General features: G+C 61.8%; 14 protein-coding genes. 11 read left to right on the top strand and 3 right to left on the bottom strand.

Features of this window, described 5'->3' with window-relative positions:
• Positions 1-404: 404 nt before the first annotated feature.
• Together HV675_RS29395 and HV675_RS29400 are read left to right on the top strand one after the other, a co-directional pair.
• Complete coding sequence (locus tag HV675_RS29395; protein ID WP_175114974.1) at positions 405-1,616, top strand: cytochrome P450; 1,212 nt, start codon at positions 405-407, stop codon at positions 1,614-1,616.
• A gap of 210 nt (positions 1,617-1,826) precedes the next feature.
• Positions 1,827-2,456: an MlaC/ttg2D family ABC transporter substrate-binding protein gene (locus HV675_RS29400; protein WP_175114975.1), complete on the top strand. Its 630-nt coding sequence runs from the start codon at positions 1,827-1,829 to the stop codon at positions 2,454-2,456.
• Positions 2,457-2,577: 121 nt separating this feature from the next.
• Here HV675_RS29400 and rclC read toward each other — a convergent pair whose 3' ends face one another.
• Together rclC and HV675_RS29410 are read right to left on the bottom strand one after the other, a co-directional pair.
• A complete protein-coding gene (rclC, locus tag HV675_RS29405) occupies positions 2,578-3,207 on the bottom strand; it encodes a reactive chlorine resistance membrane protein RclC (RefSeq protein WP_175114976.1) in 630 nt (209 codons plus the stop codon).
• 50 nt (positions 3,208-3,257) lie between these two features.
• Positions 3,258-3,629 (bottom strand): DUF4148 domain-containing protein, encoded by a 372-nt coding sequence (locus HV675_RS29410; RefSeq protein ID WP_246270623.1) that lies wholly within the window; start codon positions 3,627-3,629, stop codon positions 3,258-3,260.
• A gap of 473 nt (positions 3,630-4,102) precedes the next feature.
• Here HV675_RS29410 and HV675_RS29415 point away from each other — a divergent pair, with 473 nt between their 5' ends.
• From HV675_RS29415 to HV675_RS29450, 8 genes are all read left to right on the top strand, one after another.
• Positions 4,103-5,062 carry an AraC family transcriptional regulator gene (locus HV675_RS29415; protein WP_175114977.1) on the top strand — a complete coding sequence of 320 codons (960 nt, stop codon included), beginning with the start codon at positions 4,103-4,105 and terminating at the stop codon, positions 5,060-5,062.
• Between the two features lie 162 nt (positions 5,063-5,224).
• Entirely contained in the window at positions 5,225-5,482 is a 258-nt protein-coding gene (locus HV675_RS29420) for a hypothetical protein (protein ID WP_175114978.1), read from the top strand.
• Positions 5,483-5,723: 241 nt separating this feature from the next.
• A complete protein-coding gene (sufB, locus tag HV675_RS29425) occupies positions 5,724-7,172 on the top strand; it encodes a Fe-S cluster assembly protein SufB (RefSeq protein ID WP_175114979.1) in 1,449 nt (482 codons plus the stop codon).
• Between the two features lie 113 nt (positions 7,173-7,285).
• Complete coding sequence (gene sufC, locus HV675_RS29430; RefSeq protein ID WP_175114980.1) at positions 7,286-8,065, top strand: Fe-S cluster assembly ATPase SufC; 780 nt, start codon at positions 7,286-7,288, stop codon at positions 8,063-8,065.
• A complete protein-coding gene (gene sufD / locus HV675_RS29435; protein ID WP_175114981.1) occupies positions 8,062-9,384 on the top strand; it encodes a Fe-S cluster assembly protein SufD in 1,323 nt (440 codons plus the stop codon). The genes sufC and sufD overlap by 4 nt, the downstream gene beginning before the upstream one ends.
• On the top strand, positions 9,384-10,628 hold the full coding sequence (locus tag HV675_RS29440; protein WP_175114982.1) for a cysteine desulfurase: 1,245 nt from the start codon (positions 9,384-9,386) through the stop codon (positions 10,626-10,628). Before sufD ends, HV675_RS29440 begins: the two co-directional genes overlap by 1 nt.
• Positions 10,625-11,071: a Fe-S cluster assembly sulfur transfer protein SufU gene (sufU, locus tag HV675_RS29445; protein WP_175114983.1), complete on the top strand. Its 447-nt coding sequence runs from the start codon at positions 10,625-10,627 to the stop codon at positions 11,069-11,071. The genes HV675_RS29440 and sufU overlap by 4 nt, the downstream gene beginning before the upstream one ends.
• Positions 11,068-11,406, top strand: a complete 339-nt coding sequence (locus HV675_RS29450) for an SUF system Fe-S cluster assembly protein (RefSeq protein ID WP_175114984.1) — start codon at positions 11,068-11,070, stop codon at positions 11,404-11,406. Before sufU ends, HV675_RS29450 begins: the two co-directional genes overlap by 4 nt.
• A gap of 44 nt (positions 11,407-11,450) precedes the next feature.
• On the opposite strand, the gene HV675_RS29455 is transcribed toward HV675_RS29450, so the two are convergent.
• On the bottom strand, positions 11,451-13,292 hold the full coding sequence (locus HV675_RS29455; RefSeq protein WP_175114985.1) for an FAD-dependent oxidoreductase: 1,842 nt from the start codon (positions 13,290-13,292) through the stop codon (positions 11,451-11,453).
• A 294-nt stretch (positions 13,293-13,586) separates the two neighbouring features.
• Here HV675_RS29455 and HV675_RS29460 point away from each other — a divergent pair, with 294 nt between their 5' ends.
• Positions 13,587-14,564, top strand: coding sequence for a helix-turn-helix domain-containing protein (locus HV675_RS29460; protein ID WP_175114986.1), 978 nt, complete (start codon positions 13,587-13,589; stop codon positions 14,562-14,564).
• Positions 14,565-14,634: the final 70 nt, after the last annotated feature.

The raw sequence follows: 14,634 nt of genomic DNA on the forward strand, positions 1-14,634 counted from the left end.
CGCGCCATGCGGACGGCGCGGGCTCGCCGCCCGCTGCCGGCGAAGCAGCGGCGCCTGGAAACGAAACGGCGTCGCCTGTGCGCGAGGAGGCTGCGGCAGAATCGGCTTCCGACCAAACGGCGCCCGTTGAATCGGCGCCTGCGCAGTCGACGCCGTCGCAATCGGCGTCCGGGCAATCAACGCCTGTGCAATCGGCGCCGTCGCAATCGGCGCCCGAGCAATCGGTACCCATGCAATCGGCACCCGAGCACGACGCGCCGGCTGCGGCGCCTTCGCACGCGGCGTCGACGAGTTCCGCAACTGAGTAGGCGCGTAATAAAAAAGGAATAAAAGCGCGGCGAGGGCTGTAATCGAAGGAGGACGTCGCCCGGCGTCCTTCGTTGTCGATTGAGGGAAGCCCGCCGATGAACGCCCCTATATTTCAGTCTCCTGCTTTTTTCGCTGATCCCTACCAGTACTACGAAGCACTGCGCGCGCAAGGGCCGCTGGTTTCGCTGACACCGGACGGCAGGCGCTTCGCGACGGCGCGCTATTCAGCGGTGACAGCGTTGCTCGACGACCGGCGCCTCGGCCGGCATTACCTGCCAAGCGTCGTGCGGCGCTATGGTGAAGCACACGCGGCGCAACCGGTCTTCCAGGCACTTGGCCGCATGTTCATCATGATGGACCCGCCTGAGCACACGCCGCTGCGCGCGTTGCTGATGCAGGCGTTCAACGCGCGCCAGGTGGAGAAACTGCGCGAAGTGACCCGTGCCACCGCCGAACGCCTCGTCAGCGAGTTGCCGCGCGACGCCGCGTTCGATCTCGTGAGCAGCTACGCGTTGCCGCTGCCGGTGCAGGTGATTGCTGGCGTGCTCGACCTGCCGTTCGAAGAGGCCGTGACGATCGGCCCGTCGATCGAACGTTTCGCGAAGGCCTTTGAAGCGATCTCGATGGATGAACCGACCCGCGCGGCCGCGAACGATGCGACGGTGCGGCTCGAGCAATACTTCCACGACGTGCTGAAAGCGCGGCGCGCACGGCCCGGCGACGATCTGATATCGATGCTGACGACAGTCGAGGCGGACGGCCGGCGCCTGACCGACACCGAGATCGTATCGAATGTGCTGCTGCTGTTTTTCGCCGGGCACGAGACGACGTCGAACATGATCGGCAATGCGCTCGTCAGCTTGCACCGGCATCCGCACGAACTTCGCAAGTTGCGGGAACAACCGGACCTGCTGCCAAAGACCATCATCGAATGCATGCGCTACGAGAGTTCGGTGCAGATCGGCATGCGCGTTGCGCTCGAGGACGGCATTGAAATTGAAGGCGTGCCGGTGCCGCGCGGTGCGACCATCTCGTTGATGCTCGGCGGCGCGAATCGCGACCCTGCGCATTTCGACAACCCCAACGAGCTGATGATCGAACGCGCGGGCAACGACCGGCGCATTCTGTCGTTCGGCGGCGGCCTTCACTATTGCCTTGGCGCGCGGCTTGCGATGCTCGAACTGCACATCGCGCTCGAGACGCTGTTTACGCGTTTGCCGGACCTGCGCATCACGAACCTGCACGATCTGCATTGGCGGCATCACAACACGTTGCGCGGCGTCGAAGCATTGTGGTGCGAGCGGTGACAGCATCCGGTGGCGGCGCGCGAGGCCGCCTGGCCATGCAGCGGCGATAGCCGGCGAACGCCTGCACGCTGGCGGTTTGCCACGCTCGCCGCCGCGATTTCTTGCGCAATGCTAACCTACGCGGATCGCCGTGGTTTCGCGGCATGAGCCGCCGGCGCGGCGCATGCGCGACGAAGCTGATCATCATGCATTCGCAGAGGATTCGCGCCAATGAAAAAGCTTTTCCTGATCGCCGCGTGCGCCGCGTCGTTCGTGTTCTCCGGCAGCGCGCTCGCGCAGATCGACGACAAATCCGACCCGCAGACGCTGATCAAGACCGTGACGCAACAGGTGCTCGACGAAGTGCATTCGCAAGCGCTCGACCCGAACGACATCCCGCGCATCATGGAAATCGTCAACCGGGACATTCTGCCGTACATCGACTTTCCCTACACGACACAGCTCGCGATCGGCCGCTACTGGCGAACCGCTACGCCCGCGCAACAGCAGACGCTCGTGCATCAATTCCAGATGTTGCTGATTCATCTGTATGCCGGCGCGCTTGCGCAATTGCGGCCGGACCAGAAAATCGAATACCCGCCGATGCGCACGTCGCCCAACGATACCGACGCGGTGGTGCGCACCATCGCGCTGACCAACGCGCAGCCGGTGGAAATCGACTACCGCCTGCACAAGACCGCGCAGGGCTGGCGCGTGTACGACCTGAACGTGGTCGGCGCGTGGCTCGTACAGACTTATCGCCAGCAGTTCGGCGAGAAGATCGCACAAAGCGGCATTGACGGACTGATCCAGTTCCTGACGGAACGCAATGAGCAACTGGCTTCCGGAAAACCGCAGTAAGCAATGACGCGGCGCGGTCCGCCACGGTCAAGTGGCAGACCACGCCGATTGCGGTGAGCAAATCCGGGCGTGACAGCTGTGTTGGCGCAGAGGCGTTAGCCACTGTGTTCAGACTGCATGCTCAGGCATGGGTCTCTTTGCCCAGCGACGGGCGGACCGCCGCGGGTGTGACCGGTTTGACCGATTCGCGCTCGAGCAGCAGGCGTTTGGCCGAGTCCGCCATGATCACAACCGCGCCCGCAAGTATCACCGTATCCTTGATGATCAGCCTGCCGTGCTCGGACAGGAACGGAAAGCCGTGCTGTGCATCGCCGAGCGCGGCCACCCATGTCTCGGGTGTCGTGATCAGGAACGACAGCGTGACGAATGGCGTGAAAAAGGACAGCAACCCGCCAAGCAGTCCGAGATTGCGCGATACGAAGTTCGACAGCACCAGCAAGCCGATTATGATCTCCAGCGTGCCGAGTCCGCGCGAAAAGCCATACGTATTGTTAGCCTGTTGCCATTTGCGTTGCTCAGGCACGAGCTGCCCTTCGTTCGTCATGTGCTGCGCGTACTCTTTCGGATGCTCGTAAAAGAACGACATCACAGGGCTTTGCGCGACGAGCGGCGTGATGCTGTCCGCTTCATACGGCACGAACTTCAACGCGCCGATCCACAGAAAAACAATCGCAAGCGCAATGCGGATCAGATTCGCGCCGAGACTGCCGCCACGGCTCGTGACGCGCAGAAAGTCGATATAGAGGTTCATGATTTTCTTCCGCTAGTAGAGTCAGAAATGAGCTGAGCTCGCCGGCCCGCTTATTGACCGAAATAGATCGGCTTCATGCCGTCGTTGTCGAGGTGGCGCCGCGCCGGTGAACGGTGACTTGGGCTGTCGCCGGTGGCGGACGTGCCCGCGTCGGCGCTGCCATAGCCCGACGTGTCCTGCGCCGGCACGGCCGGGTGTGCCGCGTTGACGCGCGCTTGTGCCTGCTGCAGCGCGTCCGGATAGTGGACGTCTTCACCGACCGACTGGTCGTAGCCGGCGGCACGCAGCTGGTTTAGCTCGGCGCGCACCTGGGCACGCGTCAGTTCACCCGCTTGCGCGGCATCGGCGGCGGCGCCGGCAATCATGGAAACGGCGAGCGCAGTCGCGGCGACAAGGGGCGTAGCGAAACGGATCTTCATCATCTTCTCCTGATAGCAAACGGGTTGTGCGTGCAACGGTCTCGACGCCGGGGGAGCGGCATCGGCTTCCGGTGCGTCGCGTGGCCATCGTCGACGGCGTGACTCCACTTTAGGAGGAGCGGCGCATCCGTTTGCACTCCGGCTGGATCAAACACATGCTCATTCGGATCAAGCGAAGCCGCGCCCGCAAGACGGCAGGACGGCAAGACGGCAAGACGGCAAGACGGCAAGACGGCAAGACGGCAAGACGGCAAGACGGCAAGACGGCAAGACCGCGCGCAACCCGATGTGCATCGCGAGAGCGCTCCGGACAATCGCCGAGAGCCGTGCGGACAACACCCGCGCGAAAGGCCTTGCTATGATTGGATGTACCTGGTTTGCGTATAAAGCGCAGACAAAAGGCGCCTCGATGCCGCAGATTGCGTTGACGTTGCAACCGGAGCGGCCATCGCCATCCGAACCCAAGCGGTGCCGCTGTGAATACTCTTGTTATCGACAACGCATGGCGGGCACGCATCGACGACCGCGATGAATGGATTGAAACGCTGTCGGACCGGTGCGGCGTTCGCTGCACGGTGGACGGCGACGCGCCACGCAATGCCTGTGTCAAGAGATGGCAGACGGGACCTTTACGTCTGGCCGACGTCGAGCTTGCCCATCACCGCCTCGTGCCGATCCGGAACAGTCCGGCTTACGAAGATCAACTGCTGTTCAAGGTCGTGTGCAGCGGTTCATTGACGATCGAATCGAAGGGCGAGCAGCGACGCCTCGAGCGGGGCGATATGGTGCTCGTCGATCCGCGCGTGTCGTTCAGCGAATCTTTCGCCGCGTCGACGCGTATCGTCGCGCTGCACATTCCGAAGCTGGCACTGCGCGAGCGCGCGTTGCGCGATCAGGTCGGGAACCTGTACACGCCGAACGTCGAATGCGCCGATACGCGCGCCATTCGCGAATTCGTACTGTTTATGGCGCGTGAGGCGCGCACGGTCAGCCGGGGCTTGCTGGACCGGTTCGGCGACCACTGCCTGGAGTTGCTGGTGTCGATGCTGGACGATGCATCGCTTTCCAGTTATCGAAGCGCGGAGACAATTGCGCTGCGTGCGCGGCAAATCATCGCAAGCCGTTTTGGCGATCGTAGCCTGACGATTGAACGGCTCGCATCGGAACTGAACATTTCCAAAAGCCATCTGCATCGCGTTTTGCGCGCACACGGTGAATCGGCGATGCACTATTTATGGACGCTGCGTACCGAGCGCGCGGCGCAACTGCTATCGCAGTCCCCGCTGGGGGCCAAACGGACCAGCGAGATTGCCTGGCAATGCGGCTTTGCAACGGCTGCGCACTTCTGCCGCCTGTTCAAGCAACGTTATGGCGTATCGCCGCAAGCGTTCGCAGAAGAGGCCGCGGAACAGGCCGCGGCCAAAACCCTCGCGTAATACCTGCTCGCACAGCAGGGTTTGCATCAGTAGGCACAGCCCGCCAACCGTATGGTGGAAAACGTGGCCTCTTTGGCAGGGTTCAACGTGCTGTTGTTGTGCTCAAGCAATTGAATGTATGGCCTTCCACCCCATTTGCCCAATAAGGAAACGCCGCATTTGATGCCAGCGCTTCCCCGGCGCCGGGAACCTCTTTCGCTTCGTGTCCGAAAGCACTCCATCGCGAGAACCGTCCTTCCTGGCAACGCAATCGACATTGCCGGATTGGGTGAAGTCATGCTTCGCAATTTCTTTGATTCTATCTCCCGCTGGTTCGAAAACTCATGGCTTGAGCGCCGCGACGAATATCTGGCGTCGGCGAAAACGCTGGAGGAACTCGAGCAACGCATGCGGGACACCGACCGCTGGATGGGACCGTGATCGACCGGCGGCGCTTTGGCCTCGTGTTGGGCCAACGTGCCGCCGCATCCATTGCCGCTCGATAGCGATGCGTTATCCCGGCGATAACCGCAGGTCAATGCGCGTGAAACAAAGAGCCGACAAACACGCTAAGACCATGAACCCGTATCGACATAAAGGGATCCTGATAAAGACTAGACTTGGATTGATGCGATACGGAACACGCATCGTCAAACGCTAAGGAAGCACACGGAGAGTACGCATGGCAGACACGATGACCGAACTCGACCCCTTCGTAAACCGTCAGTATCAGCATGGTTTTGTGTCAGACGTGCAGGCCGATGCGTTGCCGCCCGGGCTCGACGAAGGCGTGATTCGCGCGATCTCGGCAAGAAAGGGCGAGCCGCCGTTCATGCTGGAATGGCGACTCGCCGCATACCGTCATTGGCTCACGCTGTCCGAACCGCAATGGGGCTCGGTCAAACATGAACCGATCGACTATCAGTCCATTGTCTATTACTCGGCGCCGAGAGCGGACAAGGACAGGCCGAAAAGCCTCGCGGAGGTCGATCCGGAATTGCTGCGCACGTACGAGCGGCTGGGCGTGCCGCTCAAGGAACGCGAGATGCTCGCAGGCGTGGCGGTCGACGCGGTGTTCGACAGCGTGTCCGTTGCCACGACGTTTCATGAAAAGCTCGCGTCGCTCGGCATTATTTTCTGCTCGTTTTCGGATGCGGTGCGCAATCACCCGGAACTTGTGCAGCAGTATCTGGGCTCGGTGGTCTCGCATAAGGACAACTTCTTCGCGGCGCTGAACGCGGCGGTGTTCAGTGACGGCTCGTTCGTCTATGTCCCGCCGGGCGTGCGCTGCCCGATGGAACTGTCGACGTATTTCCGCATCAATGCGCAAAACACCGGCCAGTTCGAGCGCACGCTGATCATTGCCGATAAGGCTGCACAGGTGAGCTACCTCGAAGGCTGCACGGCGCCGATGCGCGACGAAAACCAGCTGCATGCGGCCGTGGTCGAACTGGTCGCGCTCGACGACGCGCAAATTCGCTACTCGACGGTGCAAAACTGGTACCCCGGCGACGAAAACGGCCGCGGCGGCATCTACAACTTCGTGACCAAACGCGGCGACTGCCGCGGGCCGAATTCGAAAATTTCGTGGACGCAGGTCGAAACCGGCTCGGCGATCACATGGAAGTATCCGAGCGTCATTCTGCGCGGCGACAACTCGATCGGCGAATTCTACTCGGTGGCGCTCACGAACAATCTGCAACAGGCGGACACCGGCACAAAGATGATTCATATCGGCGCGAATACGCGCAGCACAATCGTGTCGAAAGGCATTTCCGCGGGGCGCGGCAGCAATGCGTATCGCGGTCTCGTGCGCGTGGCGCGCTCGGCCGAAGGCGCGCGCAACTTCACGCAATGCGACTCGCTGCTGATGGGCGACCGCTGCAGCGCGCATACCTTCCCGTATATCGAGGTGAAGAATCCGACCGCGAAGGTCGAGCACGAAGCCTCGACATCGCGCGTCGGCGAAGACCAGTTGTTCTACTGCATGCAGCGCGGTTTATCGGCCGAGGACGCGGTATCGATGATCGTCAACGGGTTCTGCAAGGAAGTGTTCGACCAGTTGCCGATGGAGTTTGCGGTCGAGGCGCAGAAGCTGCTCGGCATCAGTCTCGAAGGCAGTGTCGGATAACGTACAGCAAAAGCGGGAAGCAAAGCGAAAGGCAAGAACCGCAAGGCAGGAACCACAAGGCAGGAACCGCAAGGCAGGAACCGCAAGGCAGGAACCGCAAGGAGCATTCAATCATGCTGAGAATCAGAAATTTACATGCGACGGTCGAAGGCAAGGACATTTTGCGCGGCATCGACCTCGACGTGAAGCCGGGCGAGGTCCACGCGATCATGGGGCCGAACGGCTCCGGCAAGAGCACGCTCGCCAACGTGCTGGCCGGCCGCGATCAGTTCGAGATTACCGGCGGCGAGGTGTCGTGGTTCGGTTCGAATCTGCTCGAGCTTGCGCCGGAAATGCGCGCCCGCGAGGGCATTTTTCTGGCGTTCCAGTATCCGGTCGAAATTCCGGGCGTCAGCAACGTGTATCTGTTGAAAGCGGCGCTCAATGCGCAGCGCCGGCATCGCGGCGAACCGGAACTCGACGCGATCGATTTTCTCGAGCTGCTGCGCGCCAGGATGGCGGCGATGCAGATGAATGACGACCTGCTGCATCGCGCGGTCAACGAGGGCTTTTCCGGCGGCGAAAAGAAACGCAATGAAATCCTGCAAATGGCGGTGCTCGAGCCGAAGCTTGCGATTCTCGACGAAACCGACTCGGGCCTCGATATCGATGCACTGCAACTCGTTGCCAAGGGCGTCAACGCGATGCGCAGCCCCGAGCGCGCGATTGTGATGGTCACGCACTATCAGCGCCTGCTCGATTACATCGTGCCGGACTATGTGCATGTGCTGTCGCGCGGCAAGATCGTGCGCTCCGGTACGCGCGAGCTTGCGCTCGAACTCGAACAGCGCGGTTACGGCTGGCTCGGCGAGGGCGCCGATGAGCCGTCCGCATCCGCGCAGGTGGCGGTATGAAGAACGAATCGCTCGATCATTTGACACATGTGTTCAAGGCGCTTGCGCCCACCTTGCCGGGCGCGCAGTTGCCGTGGATGGGTGAGCGGCGCTTGCGTGCATTCGAACAGTTCCGTGTGCAGGGCTTTCCGACCCGCGCGGACGAGGCATGGAAGTACACGAACCTCGACGTATTGAACCAGAAGCCGTTGCGTTTCGTGCCGGCCGGCGATCACCGGGGCGAGGCCGAACGCCTGGCACGGGTGCATGCACTGGCCGGCGCGCATCGGCTTGTACTGGTCGACGGCATCGAAGTGCCGGAGTTATCGGATATCGGCGGGCTGCCGCCGGGGGTATTTATCGGCAGCCTCGCGGCCGCGTTGTCGCAGATGCCCGGGCGCGTACAATCCGCGCTCGCGCAGCCCGCATGGTCCGACGGTCTCGACGCATTCAACGCCGCATTCGCACGGGATGGTTATGTGCTGCTTCTTCCGCCTGACACCGTGCTCGACAAACCGCTGCATGTGATTTTCATCGGCGGCGAAGGCGACCTCGCGGTGCAGCCGTCGAACCTGATCGTGGCGGGCGCGCGTGCGCGTGGTGCTGTGATCGAGCAGTTCATCGGCTGCACCGGCGATGGGTATTACACGAACGCGGTTACGCGCGTCTCGGCAGACGACGAAGCCGATGTGCAACACTACCGCGTGCAGCAGGAAGGGCAGAATGCGGTGCATACCGGCGCGGTGATCGCCGGGCAGGGCCGCGCGAGCCGCTTCGCGTCGTATGTGTTTTCGTTTGGCGGCAGCCTTGCGCGTTCGACCGTCAAGGTGACGCTGGCGGCTCCCGGCACGTCGACCACGCTCGATGGACTCTACGTCGGCGGCGGCCGGCAGCACCTCGATCATTACACGATGATCGATCACGCGCATCCGCAATGCGCGAGCCGCGAGACTTATCGCGGCGTGCTCGACGGCGCCGCGCACGGCGTATTCAATGGACGTATCGTCGTGCGCCAGGACGCGCAGAGAACGGACGCCGACCAGGCAAACCACAATCTGCTGCTGTCGCGCAATGCCGAAATCGACACCAAGCCACAGCTCGAAATTTTCGCCGATGACGTGCGTTGCACGCACGGCACCACGGTCGGACAGCTCGACGAAGCGCAGCTCTTTTACCTGCGTGCGCGCGGCATCGATGAACGGGCCGCACGCGCGCTGCTGACGTTCGCATTCGCGCGCGACGTGATCGATCGGGTGACGATCGAGCCGTTGAAGGCGCGGCTCGAGGCCGCATTGTTGACGCGGATGGCCGACGCACCCGCCGACGCAGGAGACGCATGATGAAACGAATCGATCTTGAGCGCGAAGACCTGGTGCGGGTGTGGCGCCGCGATTTCCCGATTCTCGACACGCGCCCGAACGGCAAGCCGCTCGTTTATCTCGACAACGCGGCGACCACCCAAAAGCCGTATGGCGTGATCGAAGCGGAGTCCGACTATTACCGCAACATGAATTCGAACGTGCACCGAGGCGTTCACTGGCTAGCGGAACAGGCGACCGGCGCGTACGAGCGCTCGCGCGCAACCGTCGCGAAGTTTATCCATGCCGCGCATACGTCGGAAATTGTCTTTGTGCGCGGTACGACGGAGGCGATCAATCTCGTTGCGCACAGTTTCGCGCGGCCGCGCTTGCAGCCGGGCGATGAAATCGTACTGACCACGCTCGAGCATCATTCGAATATCGTTCCGTGGCAGCTTGTATGCGAGCAGACCGGCGCGGTACTGAAGGTGGTGCCGGTCGACGATACCGGTACGCTTGACGTTCAAGCTTATGAACGACTGCTGGGTCGGCGCACGAAGCTTGTCGCGCTTGCGCATGTGTCGAATGCGCTTGGCACCGTCAATCCGGTCCGCACGCTGATCGCGATGGCGCACGATCGCGGCATTCCAGTGTTACTGGACGGCGCGCAGGCAGTCGCGCATATGTCCGTCGATGTGCTCGAGCTCGATTGCGATTTTTACGCGTTTTCCGGGCATAAGCTGTATGGCCCGACCGGTATCGGCGTGTTGTATGGCAAGACCCAATGGCTCGATGCGATGCCTCCGTGGCAAGGCGGAGGAGACATGATCCGCACCGTGTCGTTCGACAAGACCACGTATAACGAGCTGCCGTGGAAATTCGAGGCCGGCACGCCCAATATTGCGGGCGCCATCGGTCTCGCGGCGGCGATCGATTATCTCGGCACGGTGGGGTTCGGCGCGATCGAAGCATGCGAGCATGCGCTGCTCGAGTATGCGGCAGCGGAACTGCAACGCATCGACGGTGTGACGCTGATCGGCACCGCGGCCAGCAAGTCCGGCATTCTGTCGTTCGTCGTCGACGGCATTCATGCACACGACGTCGGTTCGATTCTCAGCGATGGGGGTATCGCGGTGCGCGCCGGCCACCACTGCGCGATGCCGGCAATGGCCCGCTTCAATGTGCCGGCAACCGTACGCGCGTCGCTTGCGCTGTACAACACGCATGAAGAAATCGACGCATTGGTGAACGGCCTCGCCTATGCGAAGGAGCTGTTCAGATCATGAGCGATATTCGCGAGCTTTATCAGCAGGTCATCTTCGATCACTACCGGAGTCCGCACAACCGGCACGACGTCGATCACGCAAGCCACGCGGCCGAAGGCTACAACCCGCTGTGCGGCGACCGCGTCAAGCTTGCGCTGCGTGTCGAGGACGGCATCGTGACCGAGGTCGGTTTCGACGGCGAGGGCTGCGCGATCGCAACCGCGTCGGCGTCGCTGATGACCGATCTGATCAAGGGCAAGACGCTTGAGCAGGCAGAAGCGCTGATTCAGCGTTTCCACGGCATGGTGACGAGCGAAGATGAGCCGGCACAGCGCGACACCGAGGGGCTTGGCAAAACAACAATTCTCGCCGGTGTGCGCGAGTTTCCGGCGCGCGTCAAATGCGCGACGCTCGCATGGCGGACCCTCGAGGCTGCGTTGCAAGGCGCGGAGCACGAAGAATGAGCGGCGAATCGTTTGGCGGCGACAGCGATCTCGCGCTGAAAGAGCGGGTCGTCGATGCATTGCGGTCGCTGTACGACCCGGAAATTCCGGTCAATATCTATGACCTCGGCTTGATCTACGATCTGAAAGTGAATGAGGACGAAGGCCGCGTCGAGATCCAGATGACGTTGACGGCGCCGGCGTGTCCGGTCGCTGAAACCTTTCCGTCGGTCGTCGAGGAAGAGGTGTTCTCACTCGCGGGCGTGCGTGACGTGAAGGTCGAACTCGTTTGGGACCCGCCGTGGTCCAAGGCGCGGATGACCGAGGCCGCGCGCCTTGAACTCGGTATGCTGTAGCGGGCCTGAGGCTGCTTGCCCTTTCCGCAGGTCGTCACGTCGAGTTATACGGTGAAGCGCTCGACGCCGCGACGCGGATACATCGACTCGAACTGGAAGCCGCCGGCAAACTCGGCGTGGTGATGATGCAGCAGATGCAACACTGCATCGAACGCCATTCGTAGCGCGGATTCGACCCAGCCGCCGTCGATCGCAAACGCTTCGCCCCCCAGATAGAGTTTCGACTTCGCACTATGCGTCTGGTTGTAGCCGACCAGCGCATGATTCGGCTGCGCGATGCCTGCGCGGTACACGCGGCCCGCACCGCGTATCGTCGGTTGGCGATACCAGTGGATCACCGCCGACTGCCGTTCGTCGACGTAATCGGAGATCTTTCCGCCGATGCCGCTTTCAGCAAGCATCTGATCGAGCGTTGCGATGCAACGCGATACGAGATCGGCGTCGTTTGCCTCACTCAACAGATTGTTCGACAGTTCGTCCCACGTGTAACTCAGCAGCAGCACGCCTGGGTCCGACACGCGCGCGGTCTGCACCGCATACGCGTAACTCGTTTCGAGAAAGTTGTCCGATGCGACGAGTTGCGGAATGGACGACTGTTCCCAATAGCGCTCCTTTAAGGCCACATACACCTTCGAACACGCGAACCAGTGCGACATGCGATCGGCGCCGAGCACATCGGGCGGCAATTCGGCTTCGCTAAAGCCGCTCATGCGTATCGCGCATCGGTTGCCGGACATCGGTGCGGTCAGCAGCACCGCATCATAGTCGCGCCGATGCGCGCCGCAGCTGATCGAAACCTTTTGATCCGCGCGCTCGATCGATTGCACCGGGCTGCGTGTGAAGAGTCGAACCCGATAACGATCGCCGCGCGATGCGTCGTAGAGCGAGATCGGGGCGACATGCGCACTTTGCACCGGACAGTACAGCAACGCTTCCGCGATCGATTGCAAGCCGAGATACCTCGGTGCGGCGAGCGGCTGCCCGAGACTGTCGACGAGCGTTGCGTCGTTTGCATGCGGCCCGCCCGCATGGTCGCCGTCGGCATCGAAGCGTCCCTGAATCAGGTGCAAATCGTCGAAGTAGCCGAAGAACAGGAGCCGGAACAGCAGCATGGACGAAAAGTCCAGATACGCGGACCACGGTCCCTCGCCAATGCCCACACGCGCGAGAACGCACAATTCGCGTTCGCTCATGCCTGCGCCGCCCAGATCGGCGGACGGGCCGCGCGGGTCGTATTCCATCGGTGGTGTGAGCATGACGGTGCGGAAGCTGTCCCGCCAATAGCGCTGCTCGACGGCGTGCCAGAACGCGGGCCACAACGGTGTATCGAATGACGCACGCACGGCCGTCATAAAACGGGAGGCGAACGATAGCCACTTTTGCCGGACAATCTTGACCTCGGGCGCGACCGGCAGATCGCCGTCCCGCGGCTTCACCCTGAACGACGCATCGTGCGCGGAGTACAGGCCGAATGAGACATCGCTCGTCTGCGCCGTCGGAAAAGGCTGCGAGGTCAAACCGAAATGCTTCGCATACTGAGCGAAGATAGCCGCCTCACCGTCATCGTGCGTAAACATCGGGATGCGCATCGCGCCGAGTTCGAATACGGTGTGCTGGCCGTCAACGGGTTGCGAGCGCACCCGTCCGCCGATGCGATCGGACGCTTCATACAGGTCGAGATCGGTCACGCCGCAACGAAACAGCTCGTGGGCGGCGGCCAACCCGGCAATACCGGCGCCGATGACGGCGACGCGCAGACCGGGTTTGACGTTTCGGGCAACGCCGGATTGCGACGTATCGCGCAGCAGCCGCGCGTAGTCGAAGTTGAAGTCGGGCGGATGCGGATAGCCGACCCGCCATGTGCGAGGCGCTGGCGTGCTGTTCATGTAAGCCCTTTTATCGGTTACGTGTTGCTGGAAAGCCTGTCCATAACGGCAAACGCTCGACGATGTCCTCGTTCGGATCGGTTCGTCGAGGGTATGTCTGGATGGTAGCCATGGTGTCGCCGGCGCGCGTGCGCGAGAGACGTGAAGTGGATGTGCGAGAGGCGCGTTTTAGGGGGATGAACGGCACGGCGGCACGGTCGCCTGCGGAATAAATCATTTCGTCACGTGTTCTGTGTAGTGCAGCAGACTAAATTCCTTTCGACGCGCCATGCGCACCTTTGGCAGATCCCGTGCATGATTCTCAATCGTCGTCGCTTTACCTATCGCCGCAGTCCGTCGCATCAGCACGAGTGGCACGACAGCTTGCACGCATTCGGCGTGCGCGCCGATGCGGATCCGAATCTTTCATTCGATTCGGTGATCGAGGCATGGGGCGTGGGGCAAATCGTGTTTCTGGGCGGAGACATCCGATGTTTGACCGTGACGCCGATGTCTGCCGACGAGTCGCAATGGTCGAGCGACTATCTGTTTCTAAAGCTGGTCACGAGCGGTTCGATGCTGGTGGACGAAAGAGGCGGCGTACGCGAGTTCGGCCCGGGTGGAATCGTATTGCTTGACCCGCAGCGGCCTTATCGGGAAATCTTTCCAGAAAGAATGACCGGAGTCAGCATGCGGCTGCCTCGCCGGGCGTTGACGGAAAGGGGATTCCGGTCGACGTTGAATCGCGCACACTGTCCGGACGTTTCGTCGCCCGATGTTCAGTCGGTGCGTGCGTTGATCGAATGTGTCGCCAGCCAGTCGTATGTGCCACAGGTTCATGTGATGCAACGCCTCGGCGATCAGCTGCTCGACCTGATGGATATCGTCCTCGACGTGCCGCCTGCGGCCGGTCGCGTGCGCACCGCGGAGGCCATTGTCTACAAGGCGAAGCAATACATCGAACGTCATGCGGGAGATCCGGATCTGCGTCCGGCGTCGGTTGCCGCCGAGGTATGCGTGTCCACCAAGCACCTTGCACGTCTCTTTAGCGCACAGGGCGTCTCGTTGATGCGATATGTACTGTCGGTTCGTCTCGACAGGGCCGCGCGGTTGCTGACGGCGACACCCTGGCATCGCAATCTGGTTCAGCAGGTTGCGCAGCAATGCGGATTTTCGAGCGCTTCGCATTTCAGCCACGCGTTCAAGCAGCGGTACGGTATTGCGCCGGCCGACGTGCATCGAGCCAGCGAGTTCTCCACGCCCCCGAAGCCTTCTCTCGCGGCGCAGGCTTGATTCTCCCGGCGAATACGTAGCGCACGCGTAACATCGCTAAGCAATGCAATGCAATGCAACGCGCAACAGG

The organism is Paraburkholderia solisilvae (assembly GCF_902859875.1).
Lineage (GTDB): Bacteria > Pseudomonadota > Gammaproteobacteria > Burkholderiales > Burkholderiaceae > Paraburkholderia > Paraburkholderia solisilvae.